We start from the raw sequence: 22129 nt of genomic DNA, 5'->3' as shown, positions 1-22129 counted from the left end.
AGACAGGAGACCCACCATGGCACAGATTGACGCTTTTTTCAAGCTCATGAATGAACAGGGAGCTTCCGACCTTCATCTGGTATCGGGGCAGCAGCCGGTGATACGCATTCGAGGAGAGATGGAGCGCATCAAGTACAATGTGCTTGAAAACGATTCCCTGAAGGCACTGCTCTACGAAATCACGCCGGAACACAAGATAAAACAGTTCGAGGAAACGGGAGATATCGATTTTGCCTATGAAATACCGGAGCTTGCCCGTTACCGGGCCAACTTTTTTCAACAGAAATACGGCATCGGCGCCGTCTTTCGGGAAATTCCCAGCACAATCATGACCGCCGATCAACTGGGCCTTCCCCCGGTCATCAAGAAGCTCGCCTCCCTGCCCCGGGGGCTGGTTCTGGTAACGGGACCCACGGGCAGTGGAAAATCCACGACCCTGGCGGCCATTATAGATGAGGTGAACAGGACGAGGAAGGATCACATCATCACCATTGAGGATCCTATAGAATTCGTTCACCAGAGCAAGAACTGCATTGTGAATCATCGGGAAGTGGGCGTTCACACCAAGTCCTTCTCCGCTGCCCTCAGAGGCGCTCTTCGCGAGGATCCCGACATCATCCTGGTCGGTGAAATGAGAGACCTGGAGACTATCTCGCTGGCCGTTGAAGCTGCTTCCACAGGGCACCTGGTTTTCGGTACCCTGCACACGACGAGTGCCGCCAAAACTCTGGACCGTGTTATCGAAGTGTTCCCGGCGAATCAGCAGGCCCAGATACGGTCCACCCTGGCCGACGGCATACGGGCCGTCATCGCCCAGGTGCTTTTCAGACGCATCGACAAGAAAGGCCGGGTCGCCGCTATGGAAATTCTCATCGCCACTCCGGCAGTCCGAAACCTCATACGGGAGTCGAAGACCTTCCAGATTCCCTCCATGATTCAGACGGGCCGGAAATACGGTATGCTGATGCTGGACGACGCCATCTTCGAGCTTCTTCAAAAGGGCTGGATCAGCGCCGATGAAGCCTACACCAAGTCCAACGACAAGGCCAGGTTCAGGCCTTTTCTGAAAACGCCGCCCACTGACTTTACGGAGGTTTGAGCGTCACACGGCACGAGATGCCCACGGACCAGCGATGAGAGGTGCAGGTCATGAAAAAACAGGAAATAGACTACATACTCAACAAGATGCTTGATTCCCGGAAAAGCGTGTCCGACCTGAACATTACCGTGGGGAAACCTTTCCAGGTGGAAAGTCACGGTGAACTTATCGCCGTGGACATGGACCCCGAATTCAGGAAGCTCACTCCTTTTCAGACGGAAATCATGGCCCTCAACCTGATCAACCAGGATCGGCGGCTCACGGAGTTCCTGATCAAACAGGGTTCATGCGATTCCTCCTACGGACTACCGGGAAAGGCCCGGTTCAGGGTCAATATTTTTTCTCAGAGGGGTAACTACTCGATTGTATTGCGGAAACTTGAAACCCAAATTCCCACGCGTCAACAGTTGAACCTTCCCGATGCCTTTGAAAAGATGTCACAGGAAAGGAACGGTTTTATTCTGGTGACGGGGGCCACGGGAAGCGGAAAGTCGACATCGCTGGCGGCGCTTCTCAACGATTTCAACGAGGAGAAGTCCATACACATCATTACACTCGAGGATCCCGTGGAATTCCAGCATGAAAGCAAGCAAGCCACATTCAACCAGCGGGAGTTGGGCACCGATTTCGACAGTTTTGCCAACGGCCTGAGGGCGGCTCTCCGGCAGGCGCCCAAGGTTATCCTGGTGGGTGAAATGCGCGACCGGGAAACCGTTGAAATCGGTCTCGGCGCGGCGGAGACGGGGCACCTGGTTCTCAGCACCCTCCACACGGTTGACGCGGGACAGACCATTAACAGGATTCTGGGTATGTTTTCCACGGAAGAAGAGAACCAGATCCGCATCAGGCTTGCCGACACAGTGCGCTGGATCGTATGCCAGCGACTGCTTCCCAGGAAAGGCGGAGGTCGGGTCGCGGCCTTCGAAATCATGGGATCCAATCTCCGGGTGAAGGACACCATACTGCACGGGGAATCGGAAGGAAAGACCTTCCGCGAGATTATCGAGGCCGGCAGGGCCTTTGGAATGATTACCTTCGACGACTACATCATTCGCCTTTTCGAGGAGGACAACATCACAGAAGAAACAGCCCTGGCGTACGCCACGACAAGAGGCGTCGTCAGCAGGGGAATCGACGCGATCAAGGCGAAACGGGGCGAGGCGACAACGGGTATAGAAGGCCTGACAGTCGACAGGGATTACGGACGGGGCAACAGAAAGTGGTAAGATCCACGGGAGAAGGAGAAGGCCATGAGCGACCAGCAGACCCTACTTGATGAACTGACATCCCAGGACTATGACGCCGCCGACAAGCCCTTCGATTTTATCGAAGAGGGGCAACAGACGGCGTTGCTCTGTGAGCCCGACGAGCCCCTGAAATCAAAGGCTCAGGCGCAATTACAGGAATCGGGCTACCTCGTTCGGGCGGCCGCCACGGCACAGGAAGCGCTTAAACAGATGCGCTACCACACCTTTAATGTTGTCATTATCAACGAAACCTTTGACAGCCCGGATCCGGACGCGAACGCGGTGCTTGCCTACCTGGCGGAGCTCAACATGCAGGTGAGAAGAAAAATATTCGTTGCCCTGGTCGGTACCCGTTTTCGAACCCTCGATGACATGACCGCTTTTAACCGGAGCGTCAACATCACCATCAACAGCGAGAACATGGGAGATATCGGTACCATCATAAAGCGGGGCGTTGCCGACAACAGGGCTTTCTACCACGTTTTCAGAGAGACCATGGCCCAGATCGCGGGGCGTTCCTGAGGGTCCTCCGGCAATGATCCGGGCGGCTCGACCGGTAGTACGGATCCCTGAATCATGTCATTTCGAGGCGCCTTCAAGGAGCCCTCATTCCGGGGGGCACCACAAGCCTCGTCATTTCGAGGAGCGAAGCGACGAGAAAACTTTCCCTGCTATCGTCATCGTGAAAGATTTCTCCTCTTTACATATTCCCGGGCAAGCTCCGTGTTCACATGAATCACGCCCGGGTTCAGATTTTTCAAGGGATAGTCATCCGTGATGACCGGCAGGGCATCGGCCTCCTTCTGGTCCCGGAGGACCATCCCGGCGGGAACATAGCGGCCATCGGGAACGCTGACTCCCATGATGATGGCGCCGGGCTCGATCACGCAGCCTCTGCCGACACGGGCCCTGAAAACAAGGCTTTTCATCCCTATGAAACTGTTGTCTCCCACGGCGGCAGGCCCGTGAATCTGGACCTGGTGGGCCAACGATACTGAACGACCGACGTGGACGGCATAGTGTCTGCCCTCGATCTCGATGAGGTTCGCTTCGATGGGACGTTCATCCATTTCCGTTTCCAGGGCATGAATAACCACACCATCCTGGATGTTCGAGTCATCGCCCACGTAGAGCGGTTGACCCTCATCCCCCCGGACCGCAGCCCCGGGGGCCACCATGATGTTCTTGCCCAGTTCCACGTTTCCGATAACAGCCGCCAGGGGGTGTACATAGCTGGAAGGATCGATGCGGGGGCTGGAAACAGTTGAGCTGAAGCTTGTTTTTACATTGGATTCAATCATTGCGGGCCTCCTTCAGTGATACGATGACATTCCAGACACGTTCAAATTCTCGTTGTGTTCTGTCGAAATCCCCGTCATTGTCGATGACATGATCAACGAGGGGAATTTTGTCGTTGATGTTCATCTGGGCCGCCAGGCGGTCTTCCGCCTCCTTCCGGGTCAGAGCGTTTCGAGCCATGACCCGTTCGATCTGCCGCTCCGGCGAAGCCCACACAAGAACCGTTACATCGAAAAGGCTGTGCCACCCGCCCTCGATCAGAAGGGGTATTTCCGACACTACGATGGCATCGGGCTCCTCGTTTTCTATTGTCCGAAGCAGGTTGAGCCATTCATCGAACAGGACGGGGTGGATAATGCTGTTCAGACGCTCGAGCCGCGACGTGTCGGCAAAGACGACGGCACCCAGTTTCCTGCGGTCTATTCGGCCGCCTTCATCGAGAATCTCCGTGCCGAAGTGGGCAACGATGTCATGCCATACCGGTGTGCCCGACTCCTGGACCCGGTGCGCGAGCAGGTCGAAATCAATCATGCGGGCGCCGTATTTCTCGAACAACAGGGCTACCGTCGATTTTCCCGTCCCGATGCCGCCTGTGAGCCCTACATTAAACATGATGAACTCGTAAAAAGTGGAAAAACGTCTGATAGAGGACGGCTTTGTACAAAGCTCCTTGAGGCACGGCGTGCTCATCCCGAGGAATGAGGCGTGTTGTGAGGTACGCCGCAGTGACGAAGGCCGGAGCGCAATCAAGCATCCGGTTATTTACAACGCCGGAGGCATGCCTCCGGTACCATTGTACGAAGTCGTCAAACATGGATCGTCTCTACCACAACGGACCCGATCCATCAATTGGAAAACGTGCCGGGTTCCCGTCGCGGCGGACCAATAGTGCACTTTTTGTTTGACAGGCCTTTGCGACCCGTGGATGATGTAATGCCATACGCCGAAGAGCTGATCCCTCACGGCGGGGGAAGGACATGTTTTTTAAAAAATCCTCACGGGCAGCCTTCCGGAAGCTCCGCCGGGGTCTCGGAAGCGTGAAACGGCGGCGATCGAGGCGCCGCCAGGTGAGAGACGACAGCTGAAAGACGCGTGACGGTATGACGCAACAATTCACGACGCACGAAAAACTGGTTCAGCGCTATTCACAACCGGTCGATCCCGTTCCGACACCGCTCGAGCCGAAAGGTTCACCGAAGTTTCCGGTCAGGGCGCTGCTGTTTGATGTCTATGGAACACTCTTCGTCAGCAGGGCCGGCGATATAGGAGGCGCGCGGGAGGAGGCCGAGGCACGGACCGGCGAGCTTGACGGCCTTCGCCGGCGTCACGGCCTGTCACTGCCGGTTCGGGTCATGGTGAACCGGTTTTTTGATCACATCGAGCAGGAAAAAGATCGCCAGGTCCGTCAGGGGATCGAGGCGCCCGAGGTGGTCATAGAAGACATATGGGGGGATGTCCTGGAAACGGACGATTGCAACGTGATTCGACGGTTCGCCCTTGAGTTTGAACTCATCGTCAATCCCGTCTTCCCCATGCCCGGCCTGGCTGATCTTCTTTCCTTCCTGAAGAAGCGGGGACTGACCATGGGGATCATATCAAACGCGCAATTCTACACACCCATCCTTTTTTCGTCGTACCTGGGAGCCGGTCCCGAAGAACTCGGGTTCAGAAAGGACCTGATATTTTTCTCCTACGAGATGGGCTACGGGAAACCCTCTCCGAAGGCGTTCAGGGCCGCCGCCGGAATCCTGAAGGGCGAGGGAATTGTGCCCCGGGAGGTGCTGTTTATAGGCAATGACATGCTCAAAGACATCCTTCCCGCCGGCGAGGCGGGCTTTCAGACGGTACTCTTTGCAGGCGATGCCCGTTCACTGAACCTCAGGGAACATGAAGACCTGTGTCGAGGCGCCCGTCCCGACATGATAATCACGACGCTCATGCAACTGGCGGACGACAACTGGTACCGGGACGGTCGGCAGGGGAGTGAGGAACAATGAAGAAAAAGACAGCTATCGTGGTTCTGATCGTTGCTGCCGGTATTCTTGTGGCGGCAGGCCTGTTTTTCTACCTTGAGGAAGACAAAACTATCCCCGCGGGAGTTCAGACCCGCCAAGAGGAGCCCCTTGTCCGCGGAGAGTTACGAAAGGATCGGGATCAGGACCAGGCGATCCCTCAAGAAACGCCTGCCGTCCATGACGACGGTGAATCCGCCCGGAGCGAGTATCTCCATTACTCGAACCAGCTCAAGAGCTTCTGCGAGTACCTCGACGAACAGGACTATGTCGGAAAATACGCCGTCACCGAGGGCACCCGTGCCCGGTTCCTGTCGGCCATCGGCAGACTCTCGGAGGCGCCGCCTCTCGTTATGGGCGAGACACAGGACATGACCCGCCTCGCGGCGAACCTGTATCATTTCTTCCGGGTTCTTGGGAAAAACGATACCCTGCTGGCGGCGGAAATTCTTGCGCGGGAACGGGACAAAACGGAAGTTCTTGCCGCCCTTGTGTACCGGTGGCTGATCCTCGACATGGAACAGCCGGAGCCGGAGGCGAAGACGTCACTCGAGGCCCTGTACCACTATGGAGGGTTTTTCCTTGCCACTCTTGGCGGGCGGTCATACCTGGCGCGGCGGGATTCAAAAACGGCCTTCCTTGTCCGCTGCTATTCACTGTTCATGGTCGATCTCGCGGACCGGAAGATGAAAAATTCTCTGGGAATCGACATCGCGGTGCATCTGAAGGCGATTTCACGGGACATGGCTTTTACGGGGGACCTCGAACGCCTGGCGATCTACGAGGCGGACCTGAAGGAAATCGAGGACCGGCTGGTCACAAGATGATCCTGGAGAGGAATCCGCTTTCTCTCCGGTACCACAGGTTCGGGATGACGCGGTACAGTGCCCGGGAAAAGGGACCTATGTATTCCCTGGTACGGCGGTCGAACTGGCACGCCTCGATGATCTGTTCCCTGATGGCTTCCTTACTGTCCCCTTCGTTGAATATCGCGTAGGCAGAGCGGAAAATCGGGCTGTACATATTCTTTTTTTCCAGGTAGCGGTGAACGTTCCGGATGGTGTTGGGACCTTCGGGGGTGCCGTCGATTTTCTTGAGAGCGGCGAGACTCGTTTCGATAGGATTCCCCGTGTAGAATTCATAGAAATACTTCCCGTAGCGATAATTTTTGCTGGCAAGGGAAGAAACCGTTATGTACAGGTCTCCCACGCCTGCCTGGCTGTGGAAAGCCTGAAAACTTCCCCCCAGAAGCTTTGTCAACGACCTGATCTCAACTCCTGCCCGGGCGAAAATCGTTCCGCCGATGGAGCGTCCCATATCGAGTTGATCCGTGGCGCCCTTGAGATTGGCCACCACGTTTTTCAGCGCGCCGCATGCCTCGATGCCCACGGAGTCATAGTTGTAATAGGCGTTCAGTTCGCGCCGGTTCACCTTAAGTAGTCGCATGACGGTGATGGCCGCGTGTTTCCCGCCGGCCACCGACAGGCAGGTGGGGTTTCCGAGAGCGATATCCACATCGAAGAAAGGGCCGCCGACGGAGACCAGCACATATTTTTGTTTCAGATCGGCCAGACGGCTGTGGATAAGTTGTGAGGGTGTAATGAGTTCCCTCGTCTTTTCGTCCGAAGCCAGTCCCTTGATGGGCGATATGAGGCAGGTCCCGCCTTCTTTCCGGGCTATGAGGGGACGCAGGTAATTCATCAACTCCGGAAGGCGGTTCATCGTGACGGACAGGAGAATGTAGTCGTTGGTCTGCACGAACTCCTCAAGATCATTCGTGGCCGTCACGTCATCCGAGAGACGGGGAACGGCATCCAGTCCGCCCAGTATGTCGGCAAGACTTTCAGTGAAATGCCTCGGGTTGAGGTGGTCCCTGTTGATGGCGCGGCAGAGTTCTATGTCGTGATGGTATATCTGGATTTTTTTGCCGTCGCGACCGAACTTGTAGGCGAAGGCGGTGCCGAGCCTGCCCGGGCCGATGATTCCGATCCGTGAGGGGTCAAGATCTTTCATTGAATCCTTCTGCAGCTTTGTTCATGGATGGCCGCGATTCCTGCCGGACCGATAGCGATAACCGTGAATACTATCGGATATTCTCCCGCCGGTCAAGCCACCAGAAAAAACTCCGCAGGGTATAAACCGCCTCCTGAATGTTGGGGAACACGGGGAATCCCGCCTCTCGCAGGGTTGAGTAGGTCGATATCCGGATCCGCTCGATGTCGAGATTGTCGTCGGTAAAACGCATCAGTATGGGAATAACGGGCTTTTTTATATCCCCGGCCATTTCAAGGATCGTCTTTTCGCTGTTGGTGACATTGAGGATGGCTTCGGCTTGGGCGATGTAATCAACTGAAAAATAAGGGATGATAATATCGATTTCCTCATCGTCGTCGAGGGCTTTCATGGTATGGGACATGATGGCCAGGTCAAAACCGAAGGCGCCCAGATCGACAGGGTTCGTGGTGGACGTGTTGACGTCCCGAATTCTTTCGAGGATCCGCTCCTGTGTTTTTGCCTGCAATTCGGGCATGAGCAGGCCGGCGTTAATCGCCATGTCGGCAAAAAGTACCGCGACCCCACCACCGGCCCCCAGAAACCCGACCCGATTGCCCGCTGGGACCCGGTCCGTCGTTCCCAGCATGACCAGGCTCATCATGCGTTCGAGATTGTCTACCAGTATGGCGCCGTGCTGACGGGCAGCCGCGGCCCAGATAGTGTTATTGGAGGCCATGGCGCCCGTGTGGCTGGCAGCGGCCTTCGATCCATGATCGGTCGTTCCGCCCTTGAGAATAATGACCGGCTTTGTGGCCGTTGTCCGGCGAAGAACGGACAGGAACCGCGAGTGGTTTTTTATATCCTCGATATAGCAGGCGATAAGCTTGATGCCGGGGTCCTGGGCGAAGTATTCGATGTAATCCTCCACGGTCAGGTCGGCTTGGTTTCCGTAGGACACCACTTTGTTAATCCAGGTTTTTCTTGCCAGGGCCATGCTCATGAAGCTGGATGTTATCCCTCCCGATTGCGCCAGGAATGCAACCGATCCAGGAGAAGTTTCCTGGGGCATGTGGCCGAATGAAAGCCGTGATTCCGTGCAGTGGACTCCGATACAATTGGGGCCGATAATGCGGACGCCCCCACGCCGGGCTTCGGCAACCAACTCATCCTCGAGCTTCCGGTTTCCCGTCTCTCCGAAGCCGGATGTAAAGAAGTGAATGAACTTGAACTTTTTGCGGACCGCGGACCGCAGGATGTCAAGGGATTGGTGAATCGGCGTGGCGACGATAGTCAGATCGACACCGTCGGGAAGTTCGTCGATGGATGAATAGACGGGCAGGCAGCTTATCTCCTTGTACTTGGGATTGACGGGGTACAGGGATCCCTGGTATCCCGTGAGCTGAAGAACTTGAAGGTAGGGTATTCTGCCGCCGCCGGAACCAGCCGACGCTCCTATGACGGCCACGCTTCGGGGGTAAAAAAGTCTGTCCAGGTTCATTGCGCCTATTCTCGTACTGTTCTGTCGAAGGAGGTGCGCGGGGGTCGAAGCCCCCTGCGACGAGCTCCCACTTGTATCAGAAAGACGTCGTTAGTCAACAAAAAAGCTCGTCGGGGCTTTTCCCCCCGGTCGGGAGGTACTTCTGCGGCGAGGGATACAATTGTTTTGACTTGACGGAGCAAATGCACTACAAGGAGTCCTGCTCTTGGTACCGTGCAACAAGAGAATCCCCGGGGGCATGACCCGGGATCCTTGAAAGACTGTCCGGTGCGTCATTTCGACCGCTCCTTGCCGTCATTCCGACCGAAGGGAGAAATCTTCCGCAGGGACGTCGGAAAAGAAAGATTTCTCGTCGCTTCGCTCCTCGAAATGACGGAATATAAACGCTCCTCGGAATGAAGGGATATAAGCGTTCCTCGAAATGACGGGGTTTTGAACGTTCCTCGAAATGACGGCGCCCGGAGTGCTTCTCGAGATGACACACTTCAACGGTCCCACCCCATCGCAGGGGGTGCCGAGGGTCCGTTCTGTCCGGGGAAACAGCGGAGTGTGGCACGGTGCCGTTCCCGGCCGGCATCCGCCGGCTGGAGGGGTAGTATAGACAGGGGAGAGTACAGCCTATGTACGAGGCGAGCGACCTCAGAAAGAACCTCAAAATCCAGATCGACGGCGAGCCCTATATCGTTACGGATTTTCAGTTTGTCAAACCGGGGAAGGGCCAGGCGCTGTATCGGTGCAAACTGAAAAACATGGTTACGGGTTCCCAGTTTGAACGGACCTTCCGGTCAGTGGACACCTTCGAACCCGCCCATCTGGTGGAAAAAAAGATGCAGTTCCTGTACCGTGAAGAAAACAAATACTGTTTTATGGATACGGAAAACTATGAACAGGTGTTTCTCTCTCTTGAACAGGTGGGGGACGCGGCGCAGTTCATGGTGGAAAATATCGACGCGGATGTTCTGTTCTTCGGAGAAAAACCACTGGGAATCACCCTTCCCAACTTCGTGGATCTCCTGGTGACAAAGGCGGACCCCTGGGTAAGGGGCGACACGGCGGCGGGGAATTCAAAGCCCGCGACCGTGGAGACGGGGTACCAGCTCCAGGTGCCCCCCTTTGTTGAGGAGGGCGAAAAAATCAGGATCGATACAAGAACGGGAGAATACGTCACCCGCGTCAAGGAATGACCTGCCCGATGGATGAACGATGGCGCCTGGCGAAGAAGGAGCGGGCACTGCGAATCCGGGCCGCCATGATCCAGACCATCCGCCTCTTTTTTGTCACCAGTGAATTCCTGGAAGTTGAAACTCCCCTGCGCGTTCCCGAATTGGCCCCCGAATCCCACATCGACGCCGTTCGCTCGGGTAAGTACTTCCTTCAGACATCACCGGAACTCTGCATGAAGCGGCTTCTGGCGGCCGGTTATTCACGCCTGTTTCAGATATCGAAATGTTTTCGTCGGGGTGAACGGGGCGGGCTGCATCTCCCCGAATTTACCATGCTTGAATGGTACGAGGCCGGGGCCGACTACCGCGGCCTCATGGACCGGTGCGAAGATCTCATCATCTACACAGCCCGCCGGCTCGGCATGAACGAAGGAATACCGCTCCGGGACGGGCGGACCCTCTCTCTGGAAAAACCCTGGGAGCGCCTGGATCTGTCGGATGCCTTTCGCCGTTATGGCTCATTGTCCCTCCGGGAGTGCCTGGACCGCGACTGTTTCGAGGAGGTTCTCACCGGGGAGATTGAACCGAACCTTGGCCGGGACAGGCCGACCTTTCTCTATGACTACCCGGTGTCGCTGGGTTCGCTGGCACGAAGAAAAGACGGCGACGGAACCCTGACGGAGCGATGCGAGCTCTATCTCGACGGGATAGAACTCGCCAACGGCTTTTCGGAACTGAACGATGCCGGGGAACAGCGGCGACGCTTCGAGGAGGAGCAACATGCGAGAAAAGAACGGGGACAGGACGCTTACCCCGAACCCCGGCGGTTCCTCGCCTCGCTTTCCCATATGCCCGAGTCGGCGGGCATCGCCCTGGGCGTGGACCGGCTGGCGATGCTGTTCAGCGGCGTCGCCACCATCGATGAGGTGGTGACCTTTACACCGGAGGAGCTTCTCGGGCAACGTGAGAGGCCTTGAGTTCCGTCATTCCGAAGACTATTCAATGCCCTGTCATTTCGATGAGCGTTCAAGTCCCGTCATCGTGGGGAGAGCTTAAAACCCGTCATTTCGATGAGCGTTTATATCCTGTTATTTCGATGAGCGTTTATATTCCGTCATTTCGAGGAGCGAAGCGACGAGAAATCTTTCTTTTCCGACGTTACTGTGAAAGATTTCTCCCTTCGGTCGAAATGACGGTAATGGGCGGTCGGACTAACGCGGCAATGGACGGTCTGACCGACGGCAAGGGGCGTTTGGACTAACGGTACTGGGCGGTCTGACCGACGGCGAGGGACGGTCGAAATGACGGTGGGAAGCGGTTGAAATAACGGAGAGTGGCCGTCGAGGTGAGGCGGAGAGCGGTCGAAAGGGCACGATCGATGGTGTTGCAAGGGTTGTAGCGTTGTAGTGTGTGGCGAAGGAACGTCCGCATGCCCCGGTTCGCCCGTCCGGGGTGCCGTTATTCCATCACGTTCTTCAGGGCAAGCACCGCCGCTCCGATGGCGCCCGCCAGCTGGGCCCGGGGAGAAACCTCCACGGCCATGTCCAGTTTTCGCTCCAGGGCCGCCACGATTCCCGCATTCCGCGCGACCCCCCCGGTCATCATGAGAGGCGGGCGGACGCCCACACGATGGGCCAGGGCCGCCACCCGGGCCGCCGCGGATTCATGGATGCCGGCGATGATGTCCTCCCTTTTTTCGCCCCCGGAGATAAGCGATATAACTTCAGATTCGGCGAACACGGTGCAGATGCTGCTGATACGGGAAGGCTCCGCCGACTGGAGTGAAAGCAGTCCGAAATCGTCCAGATCGACCTCCAGTGCCCGGGCCATGACCTCCAGGAAACGGCCCGTACCGGCGGCGCACTTGTCATTCATGGCAAAGTCCGTGGTGCGTCCTTCTCCGTTGAGAATCAGCGCCTTACTGTCCTGTCCTCCCACATCGACGACGGAACGGATGGCCGGATTGAGATAATGTGCGCCGGTACCGTGGCAGATGATCTCCGTTATTGCCTTCCCGGTGAAGGAAACGCTGTTGCGGCCGTAGCCCGTGGAGACGACGGCCGCGATATCCGACGGGACGAGGGAACAATCCAGAAGCACCCTGTCGAAGACCCGTTGAGCGGCGTCGGCGGTGTTGTATCCCGTAAAAACAATCGCCGTTCCCAGGAGACCCTCCGTGCTGATGACGGCCGCCTTGGTGGTAATGGATCCAACGTCGATTCCCGCCGCGCAGATGGTCACAGTCGCCTCTCTCCTTCAACCATGACGGCTTCGTGAAATGGTACCGGAGGCATGCCTCCGGTACGAGAGCCGGATGCTCGATTGCGCTCCGGCCTCCGTCACTGAGGCGTACCTCACAGCACGCCTCATTCCTTAAGGATGCGTGCGCCGTGCCTCAAGGAGCTTTTTACAAAGCCGTCCTCTATCAGATGTTTTTCGGACGTTTTACGAGTTCATCAACCATACTGCTGTCTGACAACTTCCATAAACGCGTCTATCCTGGTTTCCGTCTGGGCTTCCGAAAAACTCCGTTCGTCCACCATGTGCGATTCGATAAGAAGGCAGGGAATGCCCAAGCGGTCCCGGACCGTCCTCTCGATGTCATACTGGCCGAAGGAATAGGGCTTGCAGCTTCTGTTCGAGTGCATGACCAGTCCGTGGACGGAGTATTTTTCCGCCATCTCGACGACGGCGTCCGCCATCCGGTCGACGCCGAGATTCAGATATATCCTGGTATATCCTTCGGCTATGGAGCCCAGGAAATCCTGTTCGTCTATGAACCGGACCGAGCGGCACCAGGCCGTGGTGTAGGTGTCGGCCACCAGCGCCGCGTCATGGGCGGCAAATTTCTTCGAAAGCCATTTCAGGCGGTACCAGATGGGAAGATTGTCCCACATGAGCCGGTACCGCTCATTGGGAACAGCCCCGATTCCTTCCGCTACGCGGTTCTTCATTTCGGCGAGCAGGTCACGGTAGTAGTCAACGGCCACCTGGGTTCCCCGCAGGGTCACGATAAGGGCCAGGTGGTAAAAACCGTCAAAGGCCGTCATGGGAGAGGGCCGTGCCGCGGCCGTGTCCAGTACGCTCTGCCAGAGGCGTTGCGCTTCCAGCGAACGTCCGCCCACCTCCGTCATGGTATCGCGATCGAGTTTCCGTCCGGAAGCCCGCTCCAGAAACTCGATATATTCCGACACCTGCCGCGTGACGTATCGTTTTGACTCCTCATGGTAGTCGGTGTGGCATATGGGTGTGTCGAATATGAACAGGGGGACGTCGAAATAGCGGGACAGGGTTTCGTACCACTTCACGACGGTTCCGCAGATGTTGTTGCAGGCGATGAGCATGTCCGGCCGGGGGAGTCCTCCAATGGGGCCTCCGTTAATGGTTGCGCAGGCGATGTCGGATCTGGCGTAGGAGCAGAGATCGCCGCTGTAGCCCATGGCTTCGGCCCGTTCGCAGAGGTCGGCGCCCATTTTTGAAGCGCCGATCATGGCACCGTGATTCTCGGGGTAAACGGGTATGATGTCCATGGCGATGAGGGGTTCCACCGGTCCTCCGCTGGTGATCCAGGCCACCGGCACTCCCCTCTCGCCGGCGGTCTTGGCGTCGATGTAATAGTGGGTCATGATCTCCTTCATCCTGCTGTTCATGGCGATGGGAGGAGCTTTTTTCTCCGGCGATTCGACAGGTGGTGTCATGCGTTCAGGATTCCCTTGTTCCGTTTCAGATCATCTGTACAAAAGTTTCCAGGCGGGTTCTCAACTGGCCTTCCGGCGGGAGCCGATCCTCCACCTCTATGAGGATGGCGGGGATCCCGCGCTCTTCGAGACAATTCTTGAGCCAGGGATAGTCAAAGCCGTGGGGGTCGCAGAACTTGAGCAGGAAAAAAACGACGCCCCGGGCGTTGTTGTCCCGGACCGTCTTCAGGAGACTCTCCGCCCGGTCATCCGTTGAGCGGTGCTTTGCAGGGCAGACGGTCCGTTCGGCATAGCGGCGGGCTATCGCGGCCAGGGGATCACCCGAGGTATCGACGGTTCCCCCGAAATATCGGGATCCCGTACAGAGATCGTCTCCTACGGCAACGCCGCCCGATTCCTCGAGTATGGAATAAAAACCGGAATGATCACAGAGACTTCCCGACAGGATCAGCCGCGTATTGTCCTCGATATCCGGCGCATGATGACGGCCGTCCGCGATTTCCCCTGCAAGCTCCGACAACAGGCGGGGCAGTTCATTTCTTTCCATGACCATGGAGCCTCTGACGATGGCCGACAACCGGTTTCCCGCAACGACAGCGGGATTCTCCGACCGAAGCCGATAGATATCTTCCAGGTGTTTCCTGATGGCGTTGAAGGTATCGATAGACCGGCGCAGGGAGTCCCCGGAAATCTCCCGCCCCGTCCAGGCTTCGAGGTCCGCCCTGAATCGCCTCAAAACGTCTTCGAGATAGTCCCGGGCGCTTGTTCCGTCAAACTTCAGGGGGAGTACCACGTCGGCAAAGAAGTGAAAGTCCGTGTTCATCCTCCAGATGTCCGAGAGGCGCTGCATGGTGTCGCAGGTGTGGGGGAACAGGGCCCCGTCAAGAAAGGCGAGATCACCCCCGAGTGCCTGCTCAAGGATACCCCTTGCAAAGGAGCAACAGTAGGCCTGGAGATGCCCGTCGGCCCGGAGAAAGGGGCTGTCGGCACCACCGAGACGGAAGGGATGGACGCCGGCGGCGTGAATAATCTCCTCCGGGGTGTAGGAGCAGGGATAGCCCAGAATCGGGATACCCCGGGCTTTCAGGGCGAGAGCAAGCTTTCCGGGATGTTCGGCGGCGTGAGCAAAGCGATCGAGGACGCTCATGGATGCTCCTGGTAGAGTGATGCTTCCGGTGCCGGGGGCTTCATCGCCGAGCCGGGACTAGCGGAATATCCTGTCAGATACCACAGCCGGCGCCGGCTGTCATTTTCTTTTTGAATGAAACAGACAAACACCGCCATATTCGGCAGCCAAGCGTGAGTGTCAGGGAGAAATATGCGGACCCGGACGTTTCCCAAAAGTTCTTGACAAGCCTTTTCTTTTGTGGTTGACTCCGTCTTTATATTGATGAGGATTTTCACTATGGAAATGTACGACCGGGCAGGCATATTTTTCAGCTCCTACGGGTATTTTTATTACGGTACACCGGTCTGCCCCGCCGTCGGGAGGAAGTGACACACTCCACTACATAAGAAACACGGCCATGGCAGGATCGGACTGATCGCGCCATGGCCGTTGTGTTTTCAGGGCTCTGGCGTCGAAGCGAAGGTCGCTGCCGGGGCCCTTTTTTATTTCATATCGGGAGGAGCAGGAAGTGATTGTCATCATGAAGAAAACCGCCACGGAGGAACAGATATCCAATACCATCGGATGGATCGAGTCAGCGGGTTACCGTGCCCATCCATCCCGGGGCGTCGAACGGACCATTATCGGCGCCGTGGGTGACCGCCGGATACCGGAGCATCTCACGATCATCGAACAGTTGTCGGGAGTTGAACGGGCCATCCCCATTCTCAAGCCCTACAAGCTGGCCGGCCGGGAGTTTAGTGAAGGCAATACAATGGTACGCGTGGGGGACATTGAAATTGGCGGGCCGTCCTTCATCGTCATGGCCGGTCCCTGTTCTATCGAAAGCGAAGAGCAGATCATGGAAAGCGCCTACATAGTGAAGAAAGCAGGTGCGAACATACTCCGGGGTGGTGCCTACAAGCCCCGTACCTCGCCCTACAGTTTCCAGGGGATGGAGGAAGAGGGGCTGAAGCTTCTGAGGAAGGCCGGTGATTCAGTGGGCATGCCTGTCATCACCGAACTGGTGAACCCCGTGGACGTGGATATCGTGGAAGAATATACCGATATCATCCAGATCGGGGCCCGTAATGTCCAGAACTTCGCCTTGCTCAAAAAAGTGGGCCGGAGCAGGAAGCCCGTGTTCCTCAAACGGGGAATGATGACAACCATTGAGGAGCTGCTCATGTCGGCGGAATATATACTTTCCGCTGGAAACAGGGGAGTCATTCTCTGTGAGCGGGGAATCAGGACCTTCGAAACGGCCACGCGGAACACGCTCGACATCAGCGCCGTTCCCGTCCTGAAAGAGCTGACCCATCTTCCCGTCATCGTCGATCCGAGCCACGCGGCAGGAACCTGGAAATACGTGCTGCCCCTGTCCAGGGGGGCCCTGGCCGTGGGGGCCGACGGTGTCATGGTGGAGCTGCATCCCCGGCCGGAACAGGCCGTTTCCGACGGTATGCAGTCACTCAAGCCGGAGCGGTTCTACGCGTTCATGGATGAGATACGGCGGCTCGAAGAACTTATCCGGTCCGCCTCCGGGGTGCCGAAATGAAACGAATCAAAGTATCCCTTGCCCGGAGTCATGACGACTCCTACGACCTACTCATCGGAAGGGATATACTCGAGCGGGCATGCCTGGAGATTGCGAGAATGGACAGTGTCGGAAGGATGATCGTGATCGCGGACTCACAGGTGGCGGCCCTCCACGGGGATCGCTTCGTGAACCTTCTGACGCGTTCGGGCATGCCGGCGGAACTGCTGTCCTTCCCCGCCGGGGAAGCGTCAAAGACCATGGAGACGGTTCTGTCCATAGCGACTCAACTACTCGAACGCCGGGCCGACAGGGCAACCGCGCTGGTGGCTCTGGGCGGCGGTGTTACCGGTGACCTTGCCGGCTTCACAGCCTCCATCTACATGCGATCGGTGCCCCTTATACAAGTTCCCACGACACTCATCGGACAGGTGGACAGCAGCATCGGCGGTAAGACCGGTGTCGATTTTGTCGGAGGCAAGAACCTGCTGGGATCCTTTTACCAGCCCAGGCAGGTGATCATAGATCTCGCCTTCCTGGACACGCTGCCCGGGGAGGAATACAGGAACGGGCTCGCGGAAGTGGTCAAGTACGGTATTATCGATGATCTCGAGCTCTTCGAATACCTGGAGACACATGCCTCCGCCATCCGGGCCCGGGAACCGGAGGTGCTGCAGACAATAGTTCCACAATGCTGTACAATAAAAAAAGGAATCGTTGAGATCGATGAACATGACCGGGGGATCCGGCGAATCCTCAACTTCGGCCACACCATCGGCCATGCCCTGGAAGGCCTTTCCGGTTTCGCCCTGTCTCACGGACAGGCTGTTTCCATCGGTATGGCCGTGGAAGCTCGAATCGCGGAACAAAAAGGACACCTTGCCCGGTCGGACCGGGAGAGGATAGACAGGCTCCTGGATTCCCTCGGTCTTGACCGGACCGTTCCCTCATCGATGGACACGAAGGACATCGTGAATAAGATCGGCGCCGACAAGAAGCGGGAGGGAGACAGGCTCCTCTTTGTCCTGATCACGAGGATCGGCGTTCCCTTCATCAACGGGTCCGTCGATGACCGGTTGATCGAAGACGCCCTGGGAGAACTGAAGGCATGAAAAAAAAAGACCTGGACAGCCTCCGGTCGCGGCTTCTTGAAACCGACCGTCAGCTCATCAGACTTCTGAACGAGCGGGCTCGCCTTGCCGCCGGTATAGGCGAATACAAGCGGTCGCGGGGCATGGACGTTTACGACCCCGCCCGCGAGAGCCTCATATACGCCCATGTGGAGCAGGCCGGCAAGGGACCTCTTCCCCCGGAGGCCCTGAAGGCTATCTTCGGAGAGATCGTGTCCGCCTCCAGGAATCTGCAAAAGGAGTTTTCCGTGGCCTGCCTGGGTCCCGAGGCATCCTTCACGCACCAGGCCGCCCGGCGGCATTTCGGGTCGAGCGCTGCCATGAAGCCGAAGGCAACGGTCTGTGATGTTTTCGAAGAGGTCGAACGGGGCAGGGCGGACTGCGGCGTGGTCCCCCTGGAAAATTCTCTGGAGGGCTCCGTGAAGATGACGCTGGACAGGCTCATTACGACGCCCCTGCACATTGTGGGAGACACATACCTCCCCGTGAGCCACTGTCTTCTCTCCAAGGCGTCGCGACCGGAGGAGGTGACGACCATTTACTCCCACCCCCAGGCCCTGGCCCAGTGCCGGAACTGGATCAGGCACCATATGCCGTCATGCTCTCTGCGAGAAGAGGAGAGCACCGCCCTGGCGGCACGAAAGGTTCTTCGTGATCCCTCAGGGGCCGCTATCGCCTCCCGTGAGGCCGCGGACCTCTATGGTTTGACCGTTCTCGCGTCGGCCATCGAGGATCACCGGGCGAACATAACCCGGTTCATCATCCTGGGAACCACGCCGGCACAACGTACGGGTCGCGACAAGACATCCCTCATTTTCACCGTCCGTCATGAGCCGGGTTCACTCCTTCGGTCGCTTGAGCCTTTTGCCTCAAAAGGAATCAATCTGACACGGATCGTGTCACATCCCGTCAGGGAGCGTACCTGGGAATACCTCTTTTTCGTGGATTTTCTCGGTCATGTCGCACAGCAGCAGGTCACCGTCTGCCTGGATGAACTCGGCAGGGAAAGTACGTTCCTGAAAGTACTCGGGTCATATCCGGCAGGGGAGGGAGGGATCGTCCCATGATCTGCCTGTCCCTGGAACCGTCGACCACCGGAGAGGCCCTGGGGATGATGAGACAGGCATTCAGCATGGCCGACATGGTGGAACTGCGGCTCGATGCCTTCAGGGAACTTGACCTGGACCGCCTCATGGCGAATGTCGCGGGGCCGGTCCTTGTAACAAACCGGAGCCGAACCGAAGGGGGACGCTTTGAAGGGACGGAACGGGAGCGATGTTACCTCATCGACCGGGCCATGGCCCTGGGCGCCGATTACGCGGACATTGAGCTGAGCACCGATGCCGGCCTTCTCGAGGACCTGGTCAACCGCGCCCGGGGAGGACGGACAGGGACACGGGTGATTCTGTCCTTTCACGATTTCGAGAAAACACCCTCCCTGGAGGAACTCCTGGCCATCGCCGGGAAGGCCTTTGACCGTGGCGCCCACATGGCAAAACTGGCTGTCATGGCCCGGACCATGGAAGATAACATCACCATCCTGAATCTTGTCAGCCTGTTGAGAAAACGGAAACTACCGGTGGCGGCCTTCTGCATGGGAGAACGGGGTCGAATCAGCCGGCTGGCGGCGCCGCTGTTCGGCTCCGCCATTACCTTCGCGAGCCTGGAACGGGGCGGTGAATCGGCTCCCGGCCAGTTTACGGTAGAGGAGGTCCGCCGTTTTCAGGAGATACTGACATGAAACGGTATGCCCTTTTCGGCGCTCCCGTGGCTCAGAGCCTTTCGCCGCTCATGCACAACACCGCCTTTCTTCATACCGGCATTGAGGCCCGCTATGATGCCCTGGAGGTCAGCGACGCGGGGGAAGCCATAAGGATCATGGAAAAGCGGGACATCCGCGGCGCCGGTGTGACCATACCCCTCAAGGTGTCCATGGCCGCCGCCATGGATGAAGTCAGCGACGGCGCGCGTCGCATCGGTGCCGTCAACACCATCGTCAGGAGGGGGAACCGCCTTCGGGGAGAGAACACGGACTGGGTGGGCATCGACCGGACAGTCCGTGAGCTCATGGGCGATCCGCGGGACGCGGTGTTTCTTGTTCTCGGCGCCGGGGGAACCGCCCGGGCCGCCCTGTACGCCGTTCTCCGGGGCGGCGGAGAGGCGATCGTGGTGAGCCGCCGCGACGAGGCGTCACGGGATCTGGCAGCAGAATTTTCCTGTATGTCCAGAACAATGGACAGCCTCAACGACATCAGGGCGGACTGCTTCATCAACACGACGCCCCTGGGGATGCGGTACGGTGAGGAGGATGCCACACCGCTTGCGAGGGAACTGCTCGGACGGTTCCGGTGGGGTCTGGATGCCGTCTACAGGCCCCTGGTGACGCGGCTTGTCGGAGAGGCCCGGGAAGAGGGCTGCCGTGCCGTCGGCGGTCTCGACATGTTTGTCCACCAGGGGGCGGAACAGTTCCTTCTCTGGACCGGGGAGGAACCGCCCCTGGATCTTATGAGGCGCGCGGTGAGAAACAGGCTGGAAGATGAAACAAATCAGTAAATTAGAAAACCTTGATGCCGTGCTTGTCCTGCCGGGTTCAAAAAGCTGGACCCAGCGCGTCCTTGCCGCGGCGACATTGGCGCGCGGAGTCTCCCGTCTCCGGCACTGTCTCCGGTCAGAGGATACGGACCTTCTCTCCGAAGGCCTTCGGGCGCTCGGGGCGGGCATTGAAACCGCCGGTGACGAGACAATCATCACCGGGACCGGCGGGAGACTGACGGGTGCCGGCCGACCGCTCTTCATGGGCAACAACGGCACGGGGGCGCGTTTTCTTCTTTCCCTGGCCTCCCTGGCAGAGGGTCCGACCGTCATAGACGGCGATGGGCGCCTGCGGGAGCGCCCGATGAAGCCCCTGCTTCGCGCCCTGGACATCCTGGGCGCCCGGTGTGACAGCATCGGGAGCGACGATTACCTTCCCGTTGTTGTCCACGGCGGCGGTATCGGCGGCGGCAAGGTTGTCTTCAGGGACAGCGAAAGCAGTCAGTATGTATCGTCCCTGTTTATGGCGGCCCCCCGGGCGTCAGGGATGGTGACCATAGAACTCGCGGGCCGGATTCTTTCCCGCCCGTATATCGACATGACTCTCCAGGTGATGAGTCACTTCGGGGTTTGCGCCGAAGAAGAAGAAGGTGACGAAGGACCGCGGTTCCGGATTGCCGGGAGGCAGGACTACCGGGCCCGGGATTGTCTGGTGGAAGGAGATGCCTCGGGAGCGTCATACTTCTTTATCGCCGCGGCGCTCTGCCGTGGCAGGGTCCGGGTCACGAACATCGGCGCCGGGAGCGGCCAGGGAGACCTGGGAATTCTTGATCTTCTCCGGGATCTCGGCTGTCGTGTGGCCCGCGGTGACGGGTACATAGAGGTTGAGGGCCGTCCCCTGGCCGGGGGAGCCCGGACCTGGGACCTGTCATCCATGCCCGACATGGTGCCCGGCCTGGCGGTCCTCGCCGCCTTCAGGCCCGGGCAGACAATCATTGCCAATGTGCCCCATCTCCGCTACAAAGAAAGTGACCGCCTGGCGGCAATGGCCGCCGGGTTGACGAAAACCGGAATCAGAGTCCGGGAGCTTCCCGACGGTCTGGTGATAGAGGGGGGATCGCCCCGGGGAGCGGCCGTTTCGACATATAACGACCATCGCCTGGCCATGAGCTTCGCCGTGGCGGGACTGGCAACGGGAGACATGATCATCGAAAACGGGGACTGCGTCGGAAAATCCTTCCCCACTTTCTGGACGGTCCTGGAGGGACTGTATCGGTGAACTCCATCATTCTTATCGGCTACCGCTGCAGTGGAAAAACCGCAGTGGGTCGTGAACTGGGAAGGCGGCTGAAAATTCTGTTTCGAGATACCGACAGCATGGTCCGGGAACGGACCGGCCGCACCGTAGCGGAGCTGGTAGCCGCCGGGGGCTGGTCTCTTTTCAGGAGCGAGGAGCGGAAGGCCCTGGCAGACCTCGAAGGAAGCGAGTCCGTGGTGGTCGCCACGGGCGGCGGCATTGTCGAATCCGCCGAAAACAGAGATCGCCTCAAACACATGGGCACGGTTATCTGGCTGTCGGCGTCACCGGAAGAAATCGAGAAACGCATGAGGCAAGACGCGAAGACCGGCGATCAGAGACCGGCTCTGTCAAGAGAGGGAAGGCTCGGCGAAATCAGGGCCATGCTCCGGCGCAGAAATCCCCTCTACTGCGAGACGGCGGCGTATATGATCGACACGTCGGGCATGGCCGTTGAAGCTGTGGTCGACACCATCCTGCGGTTGAGAGAAGAAGCCGGACGAAAGTGAGAACG

Annotated in this window: 21 protein-coding genes; 14 read left to right on the top strand and 7 right to left on the bottom strand. The window is 58.1% G+C overall.

The window, feature by feature from the left end:
- The first annotated feature begins 16 nt into the window (after window positions 1-16).
- From M0Q23_01905 to M0Q23_01895, 3 genes are read left to right on the top strand one after another with little or no spacing between them, the layout of a single operon-like run.
- Window positions 17-1099 carry a type IV pilus twitching motility protein PilT gene (locus M0Q23_01905; protein ID MCK9527404.1) on the top strand — a complete coding sequence of 361 codons (1083 nt, stop codon included), beginning with the start codon at window positions 17-19 and terminating at the stop codon, window positions 1097-1099.
- Window positions 1100-1149: 50 nt separating this feature from the next.
- On the top strand, window positions 1150-2325 hold the full coding sequence (locus M0Q23_01900) for a PilT/PilU family type 4a pilus ATPase (GenBank protein ID MCK9527403.1): 1176 nt from the start codon (window positions 1150-1152) through the stop codon (window positions 2323-2325).
- A 24-nt stretch (window positions 2326-2349) separates the two neighbouring features.
- The gene (locus M0Q23_01895) at window positions 2350-2868 is read left to right on the top strand and encodes a hypothetical protein (protein MCK9527402.1); all 519 of its coding nucleotides are present in this window, start codon (window positions 2350-2352) and stop codon (window positions 2866-2868) included.
- A 155-nt stretch (window positions 2869-3023) separates the two neighbouring features.
- Here M0Q23_01895 and M0Q23_01890 read toward each other — a convergent pair whose 3' ends face one another.
- On the bottom strand, window positions 3024-3647 hold the full coding sequence (locus tag M0Q23_01890) for a carbonic anhydrase (protein ID MCK9527401.1): 624 nt from the start codon (window positions 3645-3647) through the stop codon (window positions 3024-3026).
- Window positions 3640-4257 carry a dephospho-CoA kinase gene (gene coaE, locus M0Q23_01885; GenBank protein ID MCK9527400.1) on the bottom strand — a complete coding sequence of 206 codons (618 nt, stop codon included), beginning with the start codon at window positions 4255-4257 and terminating at the stop codon, window positions 3640-3642. Before coaE ends, M0Q23_01890 begins: the two co-directional genes overlap by 8 nt.
- 488 nt (window positions 4258-4745) lie before the next feature.
- Between coaE and M0Q23_01880 the strand changes: the two genes are divergently transcribed.
- Both M0Q23_01880 and M0Q23_01875 read left to right on the top strand, forming a co-directional pair.
- Window positions 4746-5642, top strand: a complete 897-nt coding sequence (locus M0Q23_01880) for an HAD family hydrolase (GenBank protein MCK9527399.1) — start codon at window positions 4746-4748, stop codon at window positions 5640-5642.
- Complete coding sequence (locus M0Q23_01875) at window positions 5639-6484, top strand: hypothetical protein (protein ID MCK9527398.1); 846 nt, start codon at window positions 5639-5641, stop codon at window positions 6482-6484. The genes M0Q23_01880 and M0Q23_01875 overlap by 4 nt, the downstream gene beginning before the upstream one ends.
- On the opposite strand, the gene M0Q23_01870 is transcribed toward M0Q23_01875, so the two are convergent.
- Complete coding sequence (locus M0Q23_01870; GenBank protein ID MCK9527397.1) at window positions 6474-7670, bottom strand: NAD(P)-binding domain-containing protein; 1197 nt, start codon at window positions 7668-7670, stop codon at window positions 6474-6476. The two genes, M0Q23_01875 and M0Q23_01870, sit on opposite strands and share 11 nt — an antisense overlap.
- A 70-nt stretch (window positions 7671-7740) precedes the next feature.
- Entirely contained in the window at window positions 7741-9150 is a 1410-nt protein-coding gene (locus M0Q23_01865) for a CoA-binding protein (protein ID MCK9527396.1), read from the bottom strand.
- A gap of 620 nt (window positions 9151-9770) precedes the next feature.
- Here M0Q23_01865 and efp point away from each other — a divergent pair.
- Both efp and epmA read left to right on the top strand, forming a co-directional pair.
- Window positions 9771-10334 carry an elongation factor P gene (gene efp, locus M0Q23_01860; protein MCK9527395.1) on the top strand — a complete coding sequence of 188 codons (564 nt, stop codon included), beginning with the start codon at window positions 9771-9773 and terminating at the stop codon, window positions 10332-10334.
- 8 nt (window positions 10335-10342) lie between these two features.
- On the top strand, window positions 10343-11290 hold the full coding sequence (gene epmA, locus M0Q23_01855) for an EF-P lysine aminoacylase EpmA (protein ID MCK9527394.1): 948 nt from the start codon (window positions 10343-10345) through the stop codon (window positions 11288-11290).
- A gap of 481 nt (window positions 11291-11771) precedes the next feature.
- Here epmA and M0Q23_01850 read toward each other — a convergent pair whose 3' ends face one another.
- The 3 genes from M0Q23_01850 to M0Q23_01840 all read right to left on the bottom strand — a co-directional run bounded on the left by M0Q23_01850 (window position 11772) and on the right by M0Q23_01840 (window position 15158).
- Window positions 11772-12554 (bottom strand): acyl-CoA dehydratase activase, encoded by a 783-nt coding sequence (locus M0Q23_01850; protein MCK9527393.1) that lies wholly within the window; start codon window positions 12552-12554, stop codon window positions 11772-11774.
- A 215-nt stretch (window positions 12555-12769) separates the two neighbouring features.
- The gene (locus M0Q23_01845) at window positions 12770-14011 is read right to left on the bottom strand and encodes a 2-hydroxyacyl-CoA dehydratase (GenBank protein MCK9527392.1); all 1242 of its coding nucleotides are present in this window, start codon (window positions 14009-14011) and stop codon (window positions 12770-12772) included.
- Window positions 14012-14036: 25 nt separating this feature from the next.
- A complete protein-coding gene (locus M0Q23_01840; GenBank protein MCK9527391.1) occupies window positions 14037-15158 on the bottom strand; it encodes a 2-hydroxyacyl-CoA dehydratase family protein in 1122 nt (373 codons plus the stop codon).
- A 490-nt stretch (window positions 15159-15648) separates the two neighbouring features.
- Here M0Q23_01840 and aroF point away from each other — a divergent pair, with 490 nt between their 5' ends.
- The 7 genes from aroF to M0Q23_01805 are packed head-to-tail and all read left to right on the top strand — an operon-like array spanning window position 15649 to window position 22124.
- Window positions 15649-16677 (top strand): 3-deoxy-7-phosphoheptulonate synthase, encoded by a 1029-nt coding sequence (aroF, locus tag M0Q23_01835; protein MCK9527390.1) that lies wholly within the window; start codon window positions 15649-15651, stop codon window positions 16675-16677.
- Window positions 16674-17768, top strand: a complete 1095-nt coding sequence (aroB, locus tag M0Q23_01830) for a 3-dehydroquinate synthase (GenBank protein ID MCK9527389.1) — start codon at window positions 16674-16676, stop codon at window positions 17766-17768. Before aroF ends, aroB begins: the two co-directional genes overlap by 4 nt.
- Window positions 17765-18853: a prephenate dehydratase gene (gene pheA, locus M0Q23_01825; GenBank protein MCK9527388.1), complete on the top strand. Its 1089-nt coding sequence runs from the start codon at window positions 17765-17767 to the stop codon at window positions 18851-18853. The genes aroB and pheA overlap by 4 nt, the downstream gene beginning before the upstream one ends.
- Entirely contained in the window at window positions 18850-19527 is a 678-nt protein-coding gene (gene aroD / locus M0Q23_01820) for a type I 3-dehydroquinate dehydratase (GenBank protein MCK9527387.1), read from the top strand. The genes pheA and aroD overlap by 4 nt, the downstream gene beginning before the upstream one ends.
- Entirely contained in the window at window positions 19524-20339 is an 816-nt protein-coding gene (locus M0Q23_01815; GenBank protein ID MCK9527386.1) for a shikimate dehydrogenase, read from the top strand. The genes aroD and M0Q23_01815 overlap by 4 nt, the downstream gene beginning before the upstream one ends.
- Window positions 20323-21597: a 3-phosphoshikimate 1-carboxyvinyltransferase gene (gene aroA, locus M0Q23_01810; protein MCK9527385.1), complete on the top strand. Its 1275-nt coding sequence runs from the start codon at window positions 20323-20325 to the stop codon at window positions 21595-21597. Before M0Q23_01815 ends, aroA begins: the two co-directional genes overlap by 17 nt.
- A complete protein-coding gene (locus tag M0Q23_01805; GenBank protein MCK9527384.1) occupies window positions 21594-22124 on the top strand; it encodes a shikimate kinase in 531 nt (176 codons plus the stop codon). The genes aroA and M0Q23_01805 overlap by 4 nt, the downstream gene beginning before the upstream one ends.
- Window positions 22125-22129: the final 5 nt, after the last annotated feature.

The organism is Syntrophales bacterium (genome assembly GCA_023228425.1).
Lineage (GTDB): Bacteria > Desulfobacterota > Syntrophia > Syntrophales > UBA2210 > MLS-D.
This window is presented reverse-complemented; position numbering and strand designations above follow the sequence as displayed.